Below are 18,115 nucleotides of genomic sequence, written 5' to 3' on the forward strand. Positions count from 1 at the left end.
GCGGCCGAACCAGGGTCTTTCGCCCACAAAACAGCGTGCCCACCGACTGTAGTCTTGGCGCCATGTCCGGCACCCGATGGCTCGACGAGGAGGAGCAGCACACCTGGCGTTCCTACCTGCGGACGAGCCAGCTCCTGCAGGAGGCCCTCGAACGGCAGTTGCAGCGCGACTCGGGCATGCCGCACGCCTACTACATGATCCTTGTGGTCCTCTCCGAGTCGCCCGGGCGGACCATGACGATGACGGAGCTGTCCGCCATCCTCCAGTATTCGGTCAGCCGCCTGTCCCACGCCGTCTCCCGGCTGGAGGAGAAGGGCTGGGTGCGGCGGCTCAAGCGGCCGGAGGACCGGCGCACGACCGTCGCCGAGCTCACCGACGAGGGCTTCGCCGCTCTCGTGGAGGCGGCGCCGGGCCACGTCGAGGAGGTCCGCCGGGTGCTGTTCGACCCCCTCACCCCCGGCCAGGTGCGGCAGTTCGGCGAGATCCTCGACACGATCCTGTCGGCCATCGAGTACCAGAGGGCCGCGGAGGCCGGGCGTCCCCCCGCACTCGACGCCGCCCCCCAGTGAATCCGGCGCCTTCGGCGGTCTCGGACGGACCGTCCGCGTCGTGACCGGCGGCGCCGTGGGCGCCCGCCTGCGGGGACGGATCAGGTTCCGGGTGGGTCGGGGTGGAGCATGAGCAGCACGGCCCGGTTGCGCTCGTCGTGGCCCTGGTAGACGTGGGGCCGGGAGGCCTCGAACCGCAGCGAGTCGCCCTCCGCCAGGTCCACCGGCGCGTCGGCGGGCCCCGCCGTGATCCGGCCGCCCGTGAGGACCAGGCACTCCTCGACGCCGGGCAGGTGGGGCTGCGACTCCTGCCCGTCGGTGGCCACCTCGATCGCGTAGACCTCCACGGTGCCGCGCAGCCGGATGCGGTGCAGCAGGCGGGCGCCCACGGCGTCGCCGGTCACAGCGGGCCGTTCGTCGCCCGCGCGCACGACCTCCACGACGGGAGCCGGCGGTTCGATCAGCTCCCCCAGTGAGACCTTGAGCGCGGCGGCGAGGGCCCACAGCGTGCCGAGGGTGGGGTTGCCCGCGCCCTGCTCGATGCCGTGCAGCGTCGTCTTGCTGACCCCGCCCGCCGCCGCGAGGTCCGCCAGGGAGATGCCGGCCGCGTTCCGCAGCCGGTGGACGTTGTCGCCGACCACTTGCGCCATGTTCACACGTATCAGCATAGTGGTACGCCGATATCAACATAACGAACGGAGTTCCCATGACCGTGTCCCGGCTCCGCGACATCCCCGGCATCGGGGTCGACGTCGTCGGCGACGCCGCCGACGCGGCGGACGATCCGGAGTTGCTGCGGCTGGAGAACCTGGACACCGACCTCCGGCCGCCCGCCGTCGCGATCGAGGCGACCAGGGCCGCCCTCGACGACGACGCGGCCAACAGCTACCTGCCGTTCCAGGGCCGCCGCTCCCTGCGTGCGGCCGCCGCCGCGCATGTGGGCCGCATGGCCGGGCGTACGTACGACCCGGACACCGAGTGCGTCAGCGTCGCGGGCGGGCTCAACGGCGTGCTGAACACGCTGCTCGCCACCGTCGAGCCGGGGCGTGAGGTCGTGCTGTGCGACCCCGTCTACGCGGGGCTGGTCAACCGGGTGCGGCTGGCGGGCGGCGTCCCCCGCTTCGTGCCCGCCAGGGCCACGGCCGGGGGCTGGACGCTCGACCCGGAGGAGCTGGCCGCGGCGGTCACCGGGCGGACCGCCGCGGTGCTGATGATGAGCCCGCTCATGCCGACCGGGCTCGTGCTCGACGACCGCCACTGGGCGGCGCTCGCCGCCGCCTGCGAGCGGCACGACGCCTGGTTGATCTACGACGCCGCGATGGAGCGCATCCGCTTCGACGGCCGGCCGCCGAGCCATCCCGCCGCCCGGGACGACCTGGCCGGCCGCACGATCACCGTCGGCTCGGCGTCCAAGGAGCTGCGGCTCATCGGCTGGCGGGTCGGCTGGGTGGTGGGGCCGGCCGCCGTCCTCGCCGACATCCGCCTGGTCGGCCTCACCAACGTCGTCTGCCAGGTGGGGATCGCCCAGGAGGCGGTGGCGGCCGCCCTGGACGCACCGGACGCCGAGGCGGACGTGGCGGCGGCCACCGCGGTGTGGGCGCGCCGCGGGGACGCCGTCCTCCGTGAACTGGCCGGCTATCCGGTCGTCCCGCCGCACGGCGGCTGGTCCGCCCTGGTCGACACCCGCCCGCTCGGGCTGACGCCCGCCGAGCTGGCCCGGCTGTTGTTCGAGCGCGGCAGGGTCGCCGCCACGCCCATGGACGGCTGGGGCCCGTCGGGGGCGCACTACCTGCGGCTCGTGTTCGCCAACGAGCCGGTCGAACGGCTGGCCGGGCTCGGCGAGCGCTTCCGCCGCGCGATCGGCTGACCCGTCAGGCGTCCGGGTTTCGGCGCGCGATTGCGGCGTTGAGCGCGGTGGCGAAGACCGTCCACCCGGCGTACGGCAGCAGCAGAAGCCCGGCCGTGCGGTCCTGGCGGAGGAGGCGGCGGGTCAGCAGCGCGTTCGACACGTTGAGCGCGAGGATCTCCGCGAGCGCGAGGCGGGGGTTGCGGGCCTTGAAGAACAGCGGCGGCCAGGCCGCGTTGAGCGCCAGGTTCGCGGCGAGCGCCCGCCGCAGGGCCGGCCGGGAGCCGTCGTCGCCGTGCGACAGCGCCCGGGCGGAGGCGTAGGCGATCGTCGCGTAGAGCGGCGTCCAGACCAGGCCGAACGCCTGCGGCGGCGGCTGCCAGGAGGGCTTGCGCAGCCGGGCGTACCAGCCGGAGCGAGCGTCCGTTGACAGGCCGCCGACCGCGGCGGTGGCCGTCACGGCGAGGGCCGTGCGCAGCAGCGTCTTCTTCGATGTGCGTCTCATGCGTCCTCTTTCTTCCCGGTGGTCCGCGCTCATGCGGGGATGTGGTTGCGCAGGCGCAGCGCGTCGGGATACGGGGACAGGTAGGTCTGGTCGCGGACGTACCGCGCATGAACGGACCGGGCGTGGACGTACTGGGCCCCCGCGCCCCTCGCGTGGTGCCTGAGCAGGGCGAGCGGCACCGCGAGGGCGACCCTGCGGGCCTGATACGACGCGATCACCTCGGCCAGGTCGGCCCGGCGGACCGGGTCGAGTTCCCGGCCGATCATGCCGAGACAGTGGTGCAGGACGTTGACGTTACGCCCGACCGTGGCCGTGGCGACGAGGGCCGCCCGGAACGCCCGGCCGTACTCGCGGGCCAGCGCCTCCCGTGGGCGCTCGCCCGCCGCGGCCACGAGCCGCCCGATCTCCCGGTACGCCGCGGGCGCGTGGGCGAGGATCTGCATCTTGTGCCGGGTGTGGAAGGCGACCAGGTCGCGCGGGCGCCAGTCGCCGGCCAGCAGGGCGCGCAGGCGGGCCGAGGCGAAGATCCGCTCGATGAACGCCTCCCGCAGCACGGCGTCGTGCAGCCGGCCCTCGTCCTCGACGGCCAGCTCCGGGCGGGCCGCGGTGAGCGCGGCGGCGAAGACGCCCTTCCCTCGCCGGTCGGCCGCGGCGCCGGACTCCGCGTACACGGGGATTTTGTGCAGCCCGCAACTCGGGCTCCTCGCCTTGAACACGTACCCGTCGACGTCGGCCAGACCGGCCGCGCGATCGGCGGCGAGGGCGGTCATCGGCGCGGTCAGGTCCTCGCGCGTCCGGCGGGTGACGAGCCGGGGCCCCTCCGGGGAGCGCTCCAGGCGGAGCGTCTCGCGCGGGGCGCCGAGGCCGAGCTCGATCTCGGGGCAGACCGGCACCCAGTCCACGTGCTCCGCGAGCTCCGCGGTCAGGAACCGGTCACGGCTGTGGCCGCCGTTGAACCGCACGGGAGCGCCGAGCAGGCAGCTCGACACGGCCACCCTGGGCCTGATCGCTTCCACAGGCTCCATGATCAGGCCGCCGGCCGCAGCAGGGTGGACAGACGGTGGAGGCCGCGGGCCGTGCGCGCCTTGACCGTCCCGAGCGGGACCCGCAGGTGCTCGGCGATCTCCCGCTGCGTCAGGTCCCCGTAGTAGGCCAGCTCGATCGCCTGGCGCTGCACCTGCGGCAGCGAGGCCAGCGCGCGGCGGATCCGGTCGCGGTCGGCCAACTCGTCGCCGTCCAGCCGGCCGTCGCGCCCCGCCGGGTCGGGGACCGCCTCCAGCGGCACCGTCGCCGGCGCACGCGCCCGCAGGTGGTCCACCGCCCGGTTGCGGGCGATGCCGAACAGCCAGGCCGACAGGCTGCGGCCCGGGTCGAAGCGGTGCCGGAAGCGCCACACCTCGGTGAAGACGACCTGCAGGACGTCCTCAACGTCCTGGGGCGGCACGAGTTTGCGCAGGTAGGAGCGCACGGCCGGCGAATGGACCCGGTAGCACTCCCCCAGCGCTCCCGTGTCCCCCGCGGCGAGGCGGAACTCCAGGGTCTCCTCCATCGGCCCCCCTTGGGCAGAAGACTGGACGAGAAACTTATTCAAAACCTATTCATACCTGCCCGCGTCAGCAACGGACAACCATGGGGGCCGAACACTGGATCAAAAATGCGCCAAAGAGGGCCGAATCACCGCAGAGTGGTCATTACCGCCGAGAGGGCGTCACGAAACGTGTTCGCCCGGACGACCTGGGTGGGCAGGCCGTCCCACCATCCGGGACCGCCGACCACGACGCGGCAGGCGGGGCGGAGCCCCGGCAGACCGGCGAGCGGGGCCGGATCGCCCGTCTCCCGGATCTGCGACCACACGAACACCGCCGCGGGACCGAGGCGGCGCATCGCGTCCGCCAGGGCGGTGTACGGCGTGCGCGCCCCGAGCACGCGGGTCTCCACCCCGAGCACGCCGAGCGCGGCGGCCAGCGCGTGGATCGGCAGCACGTGCTGCTCCTCCTCCGCACCGGCCAGCAGGACAGGACGGGGATGCACGGGCGAGGGCGCACGCGCGGAGAACCGCGCCAACGCGGCCTGGAGCCGGTCGGAGAACAGATGCTCCACGTCGATCCCGGCTCCGGTGTCCTGCTGCCTGCGGGTGACGGCCGCGAACACCGGCAGCACGAGCCGCTCCCACGTCCACACCACGCCGTGCGCGGCCAGCGCCGCGTCCAGCCCCGCGTTCACGGTCGCGGCGTCCAGCGCCGTCGCCGCGCGGGCCAGCATCGCCGCCGACAGCAATCCGGGTTCCGGGGCCGGCCGTACGGCGGAGGCGGACGGCACCGAGGTTTCCGACGGCCTGGGGGTCTCCGACGGCCTGGGGAACTCGAACGGCCTCGGGGACTCGAACGGCCCGGGGGACTCGGGTCGTCCGGGCGGCTCCGGTGGCGCGGCGGCTCCCTCCCCTGCCGGGGACGCCGCCCGCTCCCCGGGCGCGGGCCTCGGCCGCAGCGCCTGCCTGGCGGCGTCGGCCGGCGGCATCCCGGCGCGGATCAGCCGGTTCATCTCCTCCAGGCGGCGCAGGTCCGCGTCGTCGTAGCGGCGGTGCCCGCCGGGGCTGCGCCTGCTCGGGCCGATGCCGTACCTGAGGTTCCATGTGCGCAGCGTGGACGCGGGCACGCCGAGCCGCCGGGAGACGGCCCCGATGCCGTAGCCCGGCTCCTCCTCGGCGGCCGCGTTCTCACCGGCCCCCGACCCGCCCTCGCGCGTCACGTGCTCACCCCGTGTCCATCCGGTCGTCGCCGCGGCCCGCGCACGGCGCCCGTGCCCGCCCCTGACCTTGTTTCGGCTCGGGCCACCGGCACGGATGCAACCGCCGGAGCGGGCGGGCGCGAAAACTCTACTGACGGCGCCGCCGATCACCGTAACGATCGAAGGAGCAGTGCGCATGCTGACGTTGACCCGCGAGACCGGCAGCGTTCGGGACGAGACGCGGGAGCCGTTCGATCGCCACCTTTCCGACCTGTTCGACCGCGCCCTGGACGAACTGCTCCAGCGGGAGATGAGCCGGTTGTCCTTTCTGGGCGCCGACGACCGGGAGGTGCTGCGGCGTCACCTCGCCGACTTCGTCGCGCGCGGCGGCAGGCGGCTGCGGCCGGCGTTCGTGTACTGGGGCCACCGGGCCTCCGGCGGCTCACCCGACGACCTCGGGGCCGTGCTGGCGGCGGGCTGCTCGATCGAACTCCTCCACGCGTGCGCGCTGATCCTCGACGACGTGATGGACGAGTCGCCCCTCCGGCGCGGCCGGGCGACCGCCCACGTGGCGCTCGCCGAGCGCCACCGGGAGCTCGGCTGGGCCGGGTCGCCGCGGCGGTTCGGGGAGTCGGCCGCCATCCTGCTCGGCGTGCTCGCCTTCACCTGGGCCGACTCCGCGCTGCTGGCCGACCGCCGCAGGCTGGCCGACGCCCTGGAGGTCTTCACCCAGCTGCGCGTGGAGCTGGTCGCCGGGCAGTACCTCGACCTGACCTGCGCCGCCCGGGGTGGCGGCGACCGCCGGGAGGCACTGCTGATCTCCACGTACAAATCGGGCAAATACACGGTGGAACGGCCGCTGCACCTCGGTCACGCCATCGCGGGAGGCGAGCCCGGGCTGCGCCGGGTCCTCAGCGCGTACGCGCTGCCGCTGGGCGAGGCGTTCCAGCTCCGCGACGACGTCCTCGGCGTCTTCGGCGACCCGGCGCTGACCGGGAAGCCCGCCGGAACCGACCTGCTGCAGGGCAAGCGGACCTACCTGCTGACGCTGGCGCGCGAACGCGCGGACGGCCCGGGAGCGGCGCTGCTGGACGCCCTGCCGGGGACGGGCGAGGCGCGGCCGGACCACCTGGCCGCGGCCCGGGAGGTGATCGTCGCGACCGGCGCACTGGAGGCGGTCGAGCGGCGCATCCGCGGCCTGACCGACTCCGCGGGCGAGGCGCTGTCCGGGGCGGACATGCCCGCCGACGCCCGGGCGGCCCTGCTCGGCCTCACCCGCCGCCTGGCCCAGCCCGGCCCCGCGGCTTCGCCCGATCAAGCCGGCCGCGCGGCCTCGTCCTGCCCCGCTTCCCAGCCCGGCTCCGCTCCTCTGGCCGGCTCCGCTCCTCTGGCCGGCCCCGCTCCTCTGGCCGGCCCCGCGGAGCCGGCTGCCGGCGGGGCGGGCTGATGACCGCGGGCGGGCCGGTCGTGGTGATCGGCGCCGGGCTGGGCGGCCTGTCCGCCGCGATGCGCCTGGCCGGGGCGGGCCGTGAGGTGACGGTCGTGGAGGCCGCCGACGTGCCGGGCGGCTGCTGCGGCACGGCCACCCTGGGCTCCCACCGCTTCGACACCGGCCCCTCGGTGCTGACCATGCCGGGGGTGCTGGCCGACGCCTTCGCCGCCGCCGGGCAGGACCTGGAGCGCTGGCTGCCACTGCGGCGGCTCGATCCGTACTACCGGCTGACCTTCCACGACGGATCGCGGCTCGACGTGGTGGCGGGGGCCGACGCGATGACCGAGCAGGTGCGGGCGCTGTGCGGGCCCGCGGAGGCCGGGCGCTACCGGCGGTTCCGGCACCTGCTGGGAGAGATGTTCGAGGCCGAGTGGGGCGCGTTCATCGACCGGGACATGACCCGGCTGCGGGCGCTGGCCCGGCCGTACGCGCTGGCACGGCTGGCCGCGCTCGGCGGCTTCCGCCGGCTGGACGGGCTCGTGCGGCGTCACCTCACCGACGAACGGCTGATCAGGGCGCATACCTTCCAGGCGCTGTACGTCGGCCTGTCGCCGCGCCGCGCCCTCGGCGTGTACGCCGTGATCGCCCACATGGACACGGTCGGCGGGGTCTACTTCCCCCGGGAGGGCGGCATGCACGCCGTCCCCCGGGCCATGGCCGCCGCCGCGGAGAAGGCCGGGGCGGTCTTCCGGTACGGCGTGCGGGCCACCCGGATCGAGACCGACGGGGCGGGGGTGGTCGCCGTCCGCCTCGGCACCGGCGAACGGCTCGCCGCCCGGCACGCCGTGGTGGCCTGCGACCTGGTCCGGGCGCACGGCCGGCGGGGCGGCGACGGCCTGCTGCCTGAGGAGGCGGCCGACTGGCGGCTGCGGCGGCCCCGCTTCTCCCCCTCCTGCCTGGTGGCGCACTTCGCGCTCGACCGGCGCCCGGAGGGGCAGGCTCACCACACCCTGCACTTCGGGCGGGAGTGGGAGACGACGTTCGCGGCCCTGGAGGCGGGCGGGCCGCAGCCTGACCCGAGCCTGCTGGTGACTTGCCCGGCCGACGGCGGCCCCGCCGTGCTCAGCGTGCTGGAACCCACCGCGAACACCCGGGGCGGCGCCGACTGGACCACCCTCACCCCCCGTCTCGTGGACCGCATGGTGGGCCGGCTCGCCGGCCTCGGGTACGGCGACCTGTCCGGCGCGCCCCGGCTGGTGTTCGATCCCCCCGCCTGGCGGCGGCGCGGCCACGCGGCCGGCACGCCCTTCGCGCTCGACGCCCGGTTCACCCAGACCGCGTGGTTCCGCCCGTCCGGCGCGGCCCGGCGGGTCCCCGGCCTCCACTTCGCCGGCATGTACACGGCTCCCGGGGTCGGGGTGCCGCCCGTACTGATCTCCGGCCGTCTGGCCGCCGAACGCATCCTGGAGAGCGCCCCATGAGCACGCTGAGCACGCCATCCCCGGCGCCGGCCGCGACGCTGACGGCCGGCTACGAGCGGTGCCGCAGGCTGCACGCGAGCTACGGCCGCTCGTACTACCTGGCCACCCGCCTGCTGCCCGCCTGGAAACGGCCACACGTCCACGCGTTGTACGGCTTCGCCCGCTACGCCGACGAGATCGTCGACTCGCTCGCGCTGACCGGCGACCGGGCCGCGGCGCTGGAGCGCCTGTCCTCGCGGCTCGCCGCCGCGCTCGACGGCGAGCGCGTCCACGATCCGGTGCTCCCCGCGTTCACGCACACGGTGCGGGCGTTCGGGATCGAACAGGCCGACGTGCGGGCGTTCCTCGCGTCCATGCGCGCCGACCTCACCGTGGACCGCTACGCGACCTACGACGACCTGCTGGGCTACATGGAGGGATCGGCGGCGGTCATCGGGACGATGATGCTGCCGGTGCTGGAGGCCCTGCCGGGCGAGGAGGCGCGGGCCCGCGAGCCCGCCCGCCAGCTCGGGCTGGCCTTCCAGCTCACGAACTTCATCCGCGACGTCCGCGAGGACCTGGCACGGGGCCGCGTCTACCTGCCGCTGTCGGACCTCGACAAGTTCGGCGTGACCGAGGCCGACCTGGCCGCGCCGTACGCCACGCCGGCGGTGCGGGAGCTGGTGGCCTACGAGTGCGACCGTGCCCGCGACCACTACCGGCGGGCCCGCGACGGGATCGCGCTGCTCGCGCCGTCGTCCCGGCCGTGCATCAGGGCCGCGTACGAGCTGTACGGCGGCATCCTGGACGAGGTCGAGGCGGCCGGGCACGACGTGCTGGTGAGGCGGGCCAGGGTCTCCCGGCGGCGCAGGCTCGCGATCTTCGCCCGGCACCTGCTCGCCGCGCGTGCCGCCGTGCAGGCCGAGCGCCGTGTGGAGGTGGCCTGACGTGGAGCCCGGACAGGACGCCGCGCCGGGCGCCGGTCCGGTCCCCGGGCCGAGGATTCCCGCCCGCGAGCGGGACGTGATGTCCCGGCCGGTCGTGGTGGACGCCATGGGCGGGGACCACGGGCCCGCGGAGATCGTGCGGGGGGCGGTCGAGGCGTGGCGGGAGCACGGCGTGCCGGTGGTTCTCGTCGGCCAGGCGGGAGTCGTACGCGGGGAACTGGCCCGGGCCGGGGCGGCTGGCGAGATCGACGTCGCGCACGCCGCCGACGTCGTGCCGATGACCGAGCGGGGCGCGGGTGCGGTCCGCATGGGCTGCTCCAGCCTGGCCGTCGGTTTCGACCTCGTGCGGGACGGAGCGGGCCCGGCCTTCGTGTCGGCGGGGTCCACCGGGGCCGTGGTCGCCTGCGCGGTCGACCGGCTGGGCACCGCGCCCGCCGTGCTGCGCCCCGCGCTGGCCGTGGCGCTGCCGACGACGGCGGGCGGGGCCACCGTGCTGATCGACGCCGGCGCGACCGTGGACCCGACGCCCGAGATGATGGCCCAGTTCGCGCTGCTCGGGGCGTCGTACGCGCAGCTCGTGCTGGGCGTGGCCGACCCCCGCGTCGGGCTGCTGTCGATCGGCTCGGAGCCCGGCAAGGGCAACCGGCTGACCCGCCGGGCCGAGATCCTGCTGCGCGGCATGCCGCTGCGTTTCCACGGCAACGTCGAGGGCGGCGACGTGCTCACCGGGGCCGTCGACGTGGTCGTCACCGACGGCTTCACCGGCAACGTCCTGCTGAAGAACGTGGAGGGGACCGTGCGCGCCACGCTCGCCCTCGCTGCGGCGGAGGGCGTGGCCGGGTCCGCCGGCCTCGGCCGGGTGGCGCGACGCTACGACCCCGAGACGCACGGCGGCGCGGCCCTGCTCGGGCTCACCCGCACCGTCGTCGTGGCGCACGGCTCCTCCCGGGCCGCGACCATCGCCAGGGCCTGCGTGGTGGCGCGCGACCTGGCCGAGGGCGAGGTCGTGGCCCGCCTCGGCGACCGTCTCGCCATACGCCCCGGGCGGTGACCTCCCGCGCGGCCGGACCCGGCTCCGGCTCACGTTCCGGCTCACGAGGACGCCCAAGTGGCCCGTGGGGCTGCTCACGGACCGGCGAAGGGACCGGCGAGGGGGTCGGCGCCGTCCCAGGTGCCCGCGCTCGCGTACGGGATGAACCGGGCGAACAGCTCTTCCGAGTACCAGTCGTGAGCACGGACCCGTTCGACGACCTCGCGGTGCGCCCGCCCGGCGTAGGCGAACGCGCGTACGGCGGCGGCGTCACGCCACAGGGAGAAGGTGGCCTGCCTGGCCAGCGGCCACTCCCCCAGCCCGACGGAGGCGAGGCAGCCCTCCTGGGCCCGCAGCCACCGGTCGACGGCGAGTGCGGACCGGTAGAACGCCGGCAGCCGCGACGGCCGGATCGACGCCCGGGTCAGCACCGCCACCGGACCGCTGTGCGGCTCGCCGTCAGGGCCGCCGGTCACGGGGGCGAACGGCTCGACGCCGTTCCAGCGCCCGCGCGATGCGGTCGGCGCGAGCCGTACGTGCCAGGTCTCGATCGCCTCGCGCCGCCACCTCGCGGGGATCGGCGAGCGTGCCAGGAACTCCTCGATCGCCCGCTCGTCCCGCCAGACGGCGAGCAGCGCCCAGCGGCGCAGGTCGGCGCCGAGGGTCGTCGACGCCCCCCGGCCCGTGCCGAGCAGCCGCCAGAACAGCAGGCCCCCGGTGCGGCGCAGCACCGGGCGGTCGAAGGCCATGTGCCGCATCGCCCCCCGGTCGGCGTATCTCTGGAGGTGGAACGTGACGACGCTCCCGCCGCTCGTCCCCATGCTGGTGGCGCTCATCGGCGGCTACCTTCTCGGCTCGATCCCGGTGGCGGTGCTGGCCGCGGGGCGGCGGGGCGTGGATCCCCGGGAGGTGGGCGACCGCAACCCCGGCTTCTGGAACGTGCGCGAACGGCTCGGCCGCAGGGCCGCCGCGCCGGTCTTCGCCGGGGACATGGCCAAGGGCGTGCTCGCCGGGCTGCTCGGGCTGCTGGCCGGAGGCGCGCACACGACCGGGCTGGGAGTGGTCACCGGCCCGAGCGCCACGGCCGCATACCTGGCGGTGGGGGCCGCGATGATCGGGCACGCCTGGCCGGTCTTCGCCGGGTTCCGCGGCGGGCGGTCGGTGCTGACCTTCGCCGGCGGCATCGCGGTGATCTGCCCGCCCGCGTTCGTGCTCGCGCTCGCACTGCTGGCGGTGACGTTCCTGCTCACGCGGTCGTTCGCGATCGGGGCCAGGGCCGGGGTCTTCGCGATCCCGCTGCTGCAGCTGCCGTTCGCGCCGATCGGCCACGTCGCCGCGACCGGTGCGCTGATGTGCCTCATCGGGCTGCGTTTCGGTCAGGCGGCGCTGGCCGCGCGCCGCGCGTGACGGCATCGGCGCAGGCCGGGCGGCCGAGGCTGTAGGCGCGGCTCCGCCAGGTCCTGACGGGCCGCAGCGTCGCCTGCGTCAGCCGTACGGCCGTGGCCGGGTCGAGCAGGAACGACAGCAGCACGCCCGCGCCCGGCCGCGCGTAGCTGCGCCGCAGCGCGGTGGTGAGCAGCACCCGTACGGCGAGCAGCGTCAGGTCGAGCCGGGTCGGCCGCCCGGCGGCCAGGCGGAGCGCCGGCAACGCGGCGGCGAGCCAGACGACGGCGAGATCGGCCGCCTGCCAGGCGGGGCGGGTGACGTCGCGCAGCGGCAGCGAACGCCCCCACTCCCGCCACACCTCGGCCGCCGACTCGTGCATGTCGACCTCCAGCAGGCCCCCCGCGTCGAGGAAGCCGACCCTCCAGCCGTCTGCGGCCAGGGTCCTGGCGAGGGCGACGTCGTCGGTCATGTGGCCGCGTACCCGGGCGAAGCCGTCGGCCCGCCGCATCGCCTCCCGGCGGAAGGCCAGGCACTGGCCGTTGGCCACCACCCGGTGGGGCGGCGGCGGGGCCGGGGGCCCGATGGGGCCGAACCGGTAGACCAGCGTGGCGAGGAACGACGCGTGCAGCGCCTGCTCGGCGAGGCCGTCGCAGACGAAACGCGGGCCCGCGCTGACCAGGTCGTGATCCCCGAGGGCGGCGTCGAGCGCGCCGAACAGGCCGGGCCGGGGCCGGGTGTCGGCGTCCAGGGTGACCACGATCTCGCCGCGTGCCTCCCGCAGGCCCTGGTGCAGCGCCCACTGCTTGCCCACCCAGCCGTCCGGCAGCGGACGTCCGCGCACCACCGTCGCCCCGCAGGCGGCGGCGATCCGCGCGGTGCCGTCCGAGGACTCGTCGTCCACCACGATCACCTCGGTGACGGCGGGATCGGCCAGCACCGCCCGCAGGCAGGGGCCGAGCCGCCGTTCCTCGTCCCTCGCCGGGATGACCACCGAGATCCCCGGACTTGCACCCCCCGGGGTTCCGCCGCGGCCGATCCACGCCGCCGAGCCGCCGCCGCCGGTGCCGGTGCCGGTGTCCGGAGACGTGTCCGGCACAGGCGCGGCGAGCGGAGGGAGGCGCCGGCGGCCGCGGGCGAGCCGCACCAGCACGACGACTGCGGCGACGGCCTGGGCGGCGGCGAGCAGCCGTGCGGCGGCCCCGGCCCGCGGGCGCCCGGCCGTCCTGGCCGTCCTGGCGGTCTTGGTCGTCCTGGCCGTCCTGGCGGTCTTGGTCGTCCTGGCCCTCACCGTCTCGTCTCCTCCGGCCGCCGCGTGGAACGCGGGAAGTCCCTGCGCGCCAGCGCGGCCACGATGCGCCCGCCCATCGCCACCAGCGGCAGCCCGCCCCCCGGATGCGCGGACCCGCCGACGAGGTACAGCCCGCGCCGCGGCCCCCGGTTGCCGGGACGGCGGAAGGGCGCGAGCGGGCCGCCGTACGCGCCGCCGTAGATCGCCCCGCCCCACGCGCCGTACCGGTCGCGCAGGTCGGCCGGGGTCAGCAGGTCGAGGAAGCGCAGCCGTCCGGACAGGTCGTGCCCCCGGCTCGCCAGCCGGTCGAGGACGAGCTCCGCGTACGCCTCGGGCGGCGTGGGCCAGCGCCCGGGGTCGCCGGCGGGGACGTTCACCAGCATGCTCCAGCTCTCCGCGCCGGCGGGCGCCTGGGTGGCGTCGGCCACCGCCGGGCAGCCGATGTAGACCGTGGGGTCCTCCGGCGGCCGCCGCCGGTCGAAGATGTCGCCGAACTCGCGCCGGTAGTCGGCGGAGAACACGACCGAGTGGTGCGGCAGGCCCTCGGTCCGCCCCTCCACGGCGGCGAGCATCAGGAAGGCGGACGACGACAGGCCCAGCCGGGCGATCCGGCGCAGGCGGGCGCGGTCGGGCAGGAGCCGCCCGTAGAGGGAGGCCGCGTCGGCGTTGACGATCACGATGTCGGCCCTGACCGCCTCCCCGAGGGCCGTGCGGACGCCGCCGACCCGCTCCGTGTCGGCGATGACCTCGGTGATCTCGGTCTCCAGACGGATCTCGACGCCCGCCTTGTCCAGCGACGCGGCCAGCGCGTCCGCGAGGCGGGGCAGCCCGCCCCGCACGTACCATCCGCCGTCGCCGTGCTCGATGGCGGGGACGCAGCCCAGGGCGGCGGGCGCCCGGTAGGGGTTCGACCCGGCGTAGGTGGCGTAGCGGTCGACGTACTGGCGCAGGCGGGCGTCCCGGAAGAATCGGGCCGCCAGAGCGTGCAGGGTGCGGCCCGGCGCGACCGCGAGCAGGTCGCCCGGCCGGGGGCGCGGGAGAGGGCCGCTCGGCTGCCCGCCCGCCGGTCCGCCGGGGCGATCGCCGGGCCGCTGACCCGCCGACCGGAACGGCGGCTCGACGACGGGCCCGGACGGCGGTCCCGCGAAGAAGGTGCGTGTGGAGGCGTCCAGGCAGCGCCCGGCCCAGCGATGGAAGGCCCGCCAGTTGGGGCCCTCGCCCGGCGCGAGCCGGTCCACCGCCTCCGCCGTACGCTCCGGGTCGCGGCAGGTGGACAGCGTCGAGCCGTCCGCGAAGCGATACCGGCACAGCTCGTCGAGTTCGAGCAGGTCGAGCGGCACGCCGAGGTCCAGGAAGAGGCCGGGCAGCGTGAGCAGCGAGGGGCCGATCGAGAACGTGAAGCCGTCCCGCCTGTGCTCGGCCAGCTTGCCGCCGAGCCGGGGCAGCCGCTCGTAGATCCGCACGTCGTGCCCGTCCCGCGCGAGCAGCAGGGCGGCCACCATGCCGCCGACACCGCCCCCGACCACGATCACCGCCGCCACGCGCGCCCCCAGGCGAGCAGGGCGAAGGCGCCCATCGTGAGCCCTCCGGCGGCGGCCACGAACGGATCGGGCGGCCGGAAGACCACGGCGAAGCCGACGGTCTCCATCATCGCCATGACCGTGTAGAGCGCGACGAGCCCGGTCGTCCCCGCCGCCTCGGCGCCGCTCACGGGCCGGTTCGTGGCGGCACGGCCCGTGACGCGGTCGAGAAGCACCATGACCAGGAGAGAGACCACCAGCCAGCCGGCGAAGTTGGCGAGCGGCACACCGCGGTACGGTCCCGGCTCCGCCCAGACCCACAGTCCGAGCCTGAGCATCTGCGGGTCGAGGAACAGGTCCCACGCGGTGAGCGCCAGGGCTCCGGTGAGGATCGGCGTCAGCCGGCCGCGCGGCGCCACGCGGCGGGCGACGGCGTGGGCGGCCAGGCCCATGCCGCCCCAGGCGAGGGCGACTATCAGCGGGACGCCCCCAGGCCGCGGCCACAGGGCGTCGGTGTAGCGGTAGTCGCCGAAGGGCAGGCCCGTCCTCGTGCCGATCCACTCGGCGGCGTAGCCGGCCGCCACCGCCGCCGCGAACGCGCCCGCCGCCCTGCGCGGGGTGTGCGCCGCCGCCGCGAAGGCGAGTGCGCCCACCGCGAGCAGGACCACGACCGCGGTGGTGAGGCGCAGGTCCTGGGGCCGCAGTCCCGTCGCGATCTGGGCGGCCACCATCGCGGCCAGCGCGGCCACGCCGGCCGCGTTCGGCCACGCACCCCCCAGGCGCGGCGCGCCCGCCGGCGTCCCCCTCCCCGGCCGCCGGGGCGACCGCGACGTGTCCGGTGGCTTCGGCGGTTCCGGCCCAGGTGACGGACCGGAGAGCTCCGGCCCGCTCGCCCGCCGCCGGGGCGGCCGCGAGCCGCGCCGCTCCGACGGCGCGCCGTCAGCCTCGGCCGCGCTCTTCGCCGCGCTCTTCCGTGTGGTCTCCGACGTCTCCACGTAGGGTGATTCGAGCGCGTCCCCCTGATCGGATGCGCTCGGCCCCACACGGGTGCGGCCGGTGGAGATCGGCTACGGCCGGCCGCCGGGAACGCCCCCGCGATACCGGCCGGGTCGTCACCAGCGGTGGTGGACCTGCGGGCGGACCAGGTCGTCGTAGACCTGGCGGACCGCGTCGTGGGTCTCGGCCGGCAGCGGCGGGAACTGCGCCGCCGCCGCGTTGGCCTCGGCCTGCCGGGGGTTGCGGGCGCCGGGGATCACGACGCTGACCCCGGGCTGGTCGATGATCCAGCGCAGCGCGAACTGCGCCATCGTCATGCCCTCGGGCACGAGGCCGCGCAGCCGCTCGACCGCCTGGAGGCCCACGCCGTACTCCACGCCGGAGAAGGTCTCGCCGACGTCGAACGCCTCACCCTGGCGGTTGAAGTTGCGGTGGTCGTCCTCGGCGAAGACCGTCTGCGGGCCGTACTTGCCCGACAGCAGGCCGCTCGCCAGCGGGACCCGGGCGATGATGCCGACTCCGGCCTTCTCCGCGGCGGGGAGGACCTCGTCCAGCGGCTTCAGCCGGAAGGCGTTGAGGATGATCTGGACGGTGGCCACGCCGGGGCGCGCGATCGCGGTCAGCGCCTCGGCCACCGTCTCCACGCTCACGCCGTACGCGGCGATGCGGCCCTCGGCGACCAGCGTGTCGAGCGCGTCGAAGACCTCGTCGGTCTCGAAGACGGCGCTCGGCGGGCAGTGGAGCTGCACCAGGTCGAGCGTGTCGACACCCAGGTTGGCGCGGGAGCGGTCGGTCCAGGCGCGGAAGTTGTCCAGCGTGTAGGCGTCGGGCGTCTGCTGCACCCTGCGGCCCATCTTCGTGGCCACGGTCAGGCCGGACCGCTCCTTGATCAGCTTCCCGATGACCCTCTCGCTGCGGCCGTCGCCGTACACGTCGGCCGTGTCGATGAGGGTGGTCCCGGCGTCGACCGCGGCGTTGAGCGTGGCCAACGCGTCGGCCTCGCTCACCTCGCCCCAGTCGGCCCCGAGCTGCCACGCTCCCAGCCCGACGACGCCGACCTGCCTGCCCGTCCTGCCCAACACGCGCTGTTCCATGAGGTCAGATCGTAGCGGGGCAGCTCAGGCGGAGGCCGCTCCACCCGCCAGGTGGTGCAGGAACCAGTCGCGGGCGAGCCGCGCTACCGTCTCCAGTGCGCCCGGCTCCTCGAACAGATGCGTGGCGTGGGGCACGATCTCCAGCCGGACCGGCGCGGTCATCGCCCGCATCGCCTCCCTGTTGAGGTCGAGGACGACGGAGTCGCGCTCCCCCACGATCAGCAGCGTCGGCTGGCGCACCGAGCGGAGCGCGCCCGCGGCGAGGTCGGGCCTGCCGCCCCTGGACACCACCGCGGCGACACCGCCGGGCCGCGTCGCCGCGGCGACGAGCGCGGCGGCGGCGCCCGTGCTCGCGCCGAACAGGCCGATGGGCAGGCCGCCGACGACCTCGTCCTCGGGCAGCCGGTCGGCCAGCGCGCCCACCCTGTCGGCGAGCAGGCCGATGTCGAAGCGCAGGTGGCCGGTGACCGCGTCGACGCGCTCCTCCTCCACCGTGAGCAGATCGGCCAGGACGGTGGCCAGCCCGGCCCGCTGCAGCTCCCTGGCGACATACCGGTTACGCGGGCTGTGCCGGCCACTGCCGCTGCCGTGGGCGAACAGCACCGCTCCCCGGGCCTCCCGGGGGACCGCCACGTCGGCGTCGAGCACGACATCGCCGACCGGGATCCGCACGCTGAGTTCGACTTCGCTCATGACGCCCGCCCCCTCGGCCGCGCCCTGCTGAGCGGCACTGGACAACCAGGATGGCGCTGCACAACCGGGACGGCACTGGACAACCGTGGGGCCTACCCCCGGCCGGTCGAGGCAAACCGGGGACGACGTGGCCTCCGCGTACGGAACGGGCGGCGTCAGCAGTGGTGTCAGGAGCGGCGCGAGCGCATCGCCTTGAGCACCCGCACGCCGCCGTCCTCCCCGGCCTGCGCGCCGCGGGACGCGCCGTCCACCAGGCGCCGGTACTCCTCCGACTCCACGGGACACAGCGCGATGCGGCCGTCCCGGTCGAACAGCAGCCCCCAGCCGTACCTCTTCGGCAGCGGGGACGCCCTCAGGCACGCCTGGGAGCGGGAGAAGAACTCCTTCCTGAGCTCCGCGCGCCGCTCGGCGGGCAGGTCCGCCGGCAGGTCCTGGCGGCGCAGCCAGGTCTCGAACAGCACGTCCTCCTGCGTCAGGCCGTACGGCGCGCCCGAGATCAGCTCGTATTGGAGGACGGCGACAGTGGGCTTGCCGCCCCGGGCCCCGGGCACCTCCGCGGCGGTCACCGGGCAGTCGTCGGCGACCGCGATGAGCGTCGAGTAGTAGTTCAGGTCCTCGGCCATGTCTCCACTATGCGGCAGGA

19 protein-coding genes are annotated in these 18,115 nt (G+C 75.7%); 7 read left to right on the plus strand and 12 right to left on the minus strand.

Annotated elements, in window-relative coordinates; genetic code table 11:
* Positions 1 to 62: 62 nt before the first annotated feature.
* Positions 63 to 569: a MarR family winged helix-turn-helix transcriptional regulator gene (locus HHX35_RS12705; protein ID WP_182899051.1), complete on the plus strand. Its 507-nt coding sequence runs from the start codon at positions 63 to 65 to the stop codon at positions 567 to 569.
* 80 nt (positions 570 to 649) lie between these two features.
* Here HHX35_RS12705 and HHX35_RS12710 read toward each other — a convergent pair whose 3' ends face one another.
* On the minus strand, positions 650 to 1,198 hold the full coding sequence (locus tag HHX35_RS12710) for a helix-turn-helix domain-containing protein (RefSeq protein ID WP_259405047.1): 549 nt from the start codon (positions 1,196 to 1,198) through the stop codon (positions 650 to 652).
* A 56-nt stretch (positions 1,199 to 1,254) separates the two neighbouring features.
* Here HHX35_RS12710 and HHX35_RS12715 point away from each other — a divergent pair, with 56 nt between their 5' ends.
* On the plus strand, positions 1,255 to 2,415 hold the full coding sequence (locus HHX35_RS12715; RefSeq protein WP_182899053.1) for a pyridoxal phosphate-dependent aminotransferase: 1,161 nt from the start codon (positions 1,255 to 1,257) through the stop codon (positions 2,413 to 2,415).
* Between the two features lie 4 nt (positions 2,416 to 2,419).
* Here the strand turns inward: HHX35_RS12715 and HHX35_RS12720 are convergent, their stop codons facing one another.
* The 4 genes from HHX35_RS12720 to HHX35_RS12735 all read right to left on the minus strand — a co-directional run bounded on the left by HHX35_RS12720 (position 2,420) and on the right by HHX35_RS12735 (position 5,647).
* Positions 2,420 to 2,899 (minus strand): TspO/MBR family protein, encoded by a 480-nt coding sequence (locus HHX35_RS12720; RefSeq protein WP_182899054.1) that lies wholly within the window; start codon positions 2,897 to 2,899, stop codon positions 2,420 to 2,422.
* A gap of 29 nt (positions 2,900 to 2,928) precedes the next feature.
* Entirely contained in the window at positions 2,929 to 3,924 is a 996-nt protein-coding gene (locus HHX35_RS12725) for a DUF523 and DUF1722 domain-containing protein (RefSeq protein ID WP_182899055.1), read from the minus strand.
* Positions 3,925 to 3,926: 2 nt separating this feature from the next.
* Positions 3,927 to 4,448: an RNA polymerase sigma factor gene (locus HHX35_RS12730; protein WP_182899056.1), complete on the minus strand. Its 522-nt coding sequence runs from the start codon at positions 4,446 to 4,448 to the stop codon at positions 3,927 to 3,929.
* Positions 4,449 to 4,573: 125 nt separating this feature from the next.
* Positions 4,574 to 5,647: a MerR family transcriptional regulator gene (locus HHX35_RS12735; RefSeq protein WP_310739049.1), complete on the minus strand. Its 1,074-nt coding sequence runs from the start codon at positions 5,645 to 5,647 to the stop codon at positions 4,574 to 4,576.
* Positions 5,648 to 5,822: 175 nt separating this feature from the next.
* On the opposite strand from HHX35_RS12735, the gene HHX35_RS12740 reads away from it, so the two are divergent.
* From HHX35_RS12740 to plsX, 4 genes are all read left to right on the plus strand, one after another.
* A complete protein-coding gene (locus HHX35_RS12740) occupies positions 5,823 to 7,073 on the plus strand; it encodes a polyprenyl synthetase family protein (protein WP_182899058.1) in 1,251 nt (416 codons plus the stop codon).
* On the plus strand, positions 7,073 to 8,539 hold the full coding sequence (locus HHX35_RS12745) for an NAD(P)/FAD-dependent oxidoreductase (protein WP_182899059.1): 1,467 nt from the start codon (positions 7,073 to 7,075) through the stop codon (positions 8,537 to 8,539). The genes HHX35_RS12740 and HHX35_RS12745 overlap by 1 nt, the downstream gene beginning before the upstream one ends.
* Complete coding sequence (locus HHX35_RS12750; RefSeq protein ID WP_182899060.1) at positions 8,536 to 9,465, plus strand: phytoene/squalene synthase family protein; 930 nt, start codon at positions 8,536 to 8,538, stop codon at positions 9,463 to 9,465. The genes HHX35_RS12745 and HHX35_RS12750 overlap by 4 nt, the downstream gene beginning before the upstream one ends.
* Before the next feature lie 79 nt (positions 9,466 to 9,544).
* On the plus strand, positions 9,545 to 10,516 hold the full coding sequence (plsX, locus tag HHX35_RS12755; protein WP_182899357.1) for a phosphate acyltransferase PlsX: 972 nt from the start codon (positions 9,545 to 9,547) through the stop codon (positions 10,514 to 10,516).
* 74 nt (positions 10,517 to 10,590) lie between these two features.
* Here the strand turns inward: plsX and HHX35_RS12760 are convergent, their stop codons facing one another.
* Positions 10,591 to 11,331, minus strand: coding sequence for a spheroidene monooxygenase (locus HHX35_RS12760; RefSeq protein WP_259405022.1), 741 nt, complete (start codon positions 11,329 to 11,331; stop codon positions 10,591 to 10,593).
* Here HHX35_RS12760 and HHX35_RS12765 point away from each other — a divergent pair.
* A complete protein-coding gene (locus HHX35_RS12765) occupies positions 11,288 to 11,902 on the plus strand; it encodes a glycerol-3-phosphate acyltransferase (RefSeq protein ID WP_310739051.1) in 615 nt (204 codons plus the stop codon). The two genes, HHX35_RS12760 and HHX35_RS12765, sit on opposite strands and share 44 nt — an antisense overlap.
* Here the strand turns inward: HHX35_RS12765 and HHX35_RS12770 are convergent.
* The 6 genes from HHX35_RS12770 to HHX35_RS12795 form a co-directional block, all read right to left on the minus strand.
* Positions 11,853 to 13,169 (minus strand): glycosyltransferase family 2 protein, encoded by a 1,317-nt coding sequence (locus HHX35_RS12770; RefSeq protein WP_310739052.1) that lies wholly within the window; start codon positions 13,167 to 13,169, stop codon positions 11,853 to 11,855. The two genes, HHX35_RS12765 and HHX35_RS12770, sit on opposite strands and share 50 nt — an antisense overlap.
* Positions 13,166 to 14,710, minus strand: coding sequence for an FAD-dependent oxidoreductase (locus HHX35_RS12775; protein WP_310739053.1), 1,545 nt, complete (start codon positions 14,708 to 14,710; stop codon positions 13,166 to 13,168). The genes HHX35_RS12770 and HHX35_RS12775 overlap by 4 nt, the downstream gene beginning before the upstream one ends.
* Positions 14,698 to 15,438, minus strand: a complete 741-nt coding sequence (locus HHX35_RS12780) for a carotenoid biosynthesis protein (RefSeq protein WP_310739054.1) — start codon at positions 15,436 to 15,438, stop codon at positions 14,698 to 14,700. The genes HHX35_RS12775 and HHX35_RS12780 overlap by 13 nt, the downstream gene beginning before the upstream one ends.
* Positions 15,439 to 15,801: 363 nt before the next feature.
* On the minus strand, positions 15,802 to 16,779 hold the full coding sequence (locus HHX35_RS12785; RefSeq protein WP_182899063.1) for an aldo/keto reductase: 978 nt from the start codon (positions 16,777 to 16,779) through the stop codon (positions 15,802 to 15,804).
* A gap of 24 nt (positions 16,780 to 16,803) precedes the next feature.
* Complete coding sequence (locus HHX35_RS12790; protein ID WP_182899064.1) at positions 16,804 to 17,472, minus strand: dienelactone hydrolase family protein; 669 nt, start codon at positions 17,470 to 17,472, stop codon at positions 16,804 to 16,806.
* A 167-nt stretch (positions 17,473 to 17,639) separates the two neighbouring features.
* A complete protein-coding gene (locus HHX35_RS12795) occupies positions 17,640 to 18,095 on the minus strand; it encodes a DUF6157 family protein (RefSeq protein WP_182899065.1) in 456 nt (151 codons plus the stop codon).
* Positions 18,096 to 18,115: the final 20 nt, after the last annotated feature.

The organism is Microbispora sp. H10830 (assembly GCF_014161375.1).
GTDB classification, from domain to species: domain Bacteria; phylum Actinomycetota; class Actinomycetes; order Streptosporangiales; family Streptosporangiaceae; genus Microbispora; species Microbispora catharanthi.

Excerpts from the sequence above, each read along its gene's own strand:
- HHX35_RS12705 (WP_182899051.1), top strand. The coding sequence starts at position 63 with ATGTCCGGCACCCGATGGCTCGACGAGGAGGAGCAGCACACCTGGCGT.
- HHX35_RS12710 (WP_259405047.1), bottom strand. The coding sequence starts at position 1,198 with ATGGCGCAAGTGGTCGGCGACAACGTCCACCGGCTGCGGAACGCGGCC.
- HHX35_RS12715 (WP_182899053.1), top strand. The coding sequence starts at position 1,255 with ATGACCGTGTCCCGGCTCCGCGACATCCCCGGCATCGGGGTCGACGTC.
- HHX35_RS12720 (WP_182899054.1), bottom strand. The coding sequence starts at position 2,899 with ATGAGACGCACATCGAAGAAGACGCTGCTGCGCACGGCCCTCGCCGTG.
- HHX35_RS12725 (WP_182899055.1), bottom strand. The coding sequence starts at position 3,924 with ATGGAGCCTGTGGAAGCGATCAGGCCCAGGGTGGCCGTGTCGAGCTGC.
- HHX35_RS12730 (WP_182899056.1), bottom strand. The coding sequence starts at position 4,448 with ATGGAGGAGACCCTGGAGTTCCGCCTCGCCGCGGGGGACACGGGAGCG.
- HHX35_RS12740 (WP_182899058.1), top strand. The coding sequence starts at position 5,823 with ATGCTGACGTTGACCCGCGAGACCGGCAGCGTTCGGGACGAGACGCGG.
- HHX35_RS12745 (WP_182899059.1), top strand. The coding sequence starts at position 7,073 with ATGACCGCGGGCGGGCCGGTCGTGGTGATCGGCGCCGGGCTGGGCGGC.
- HHX35_RS12750 (WP_182899060.1), top strand. The coding sequence starts at position 8,536 with ATGAGCACGCTGAGCACGCCATCCCCGGCGCCGGCCGCGACGCTGACG.
- plsX (WP_182899357.1), top strand. The coding sequence starts at position 9,545 with ATGTCCCGGCCGGTCGTGGTGGACGCCATGGGCGGGGACCACGGGCCC.
- HHX35_RS12760 (WP_259405022.1), bottom strand. The coding sequence starts at position 11,331 with ATGAGCGCCACCAGCATGGGGACGAGCGGCGGGAGCGTCGTCACGTTC.
- HHX35_RS12785 (WP_182899063.1), bottom strand. The coding sequence starts at position 16,779 with ATGGAACAGCGCGTGTTGGGCAGGACGGGCAGGCAGGTCGGCGTCGTC.
- HHX35_RS12790 (WP_182899064.1), bottom strand. The coding sequence starts at position 17,472 with ATGAGCGAAGTCGAACTCAGCGTGCGGATCCCGGTCGGCGATGTCGTG.
- HHX35_RS12795 (WP_182899065.1), bottom strand. The coding sequence starts at position 18,095 with ATGGCCGAGGACCTGAACTACTACTCGACGCTCATCGCGGTCGCCGAC.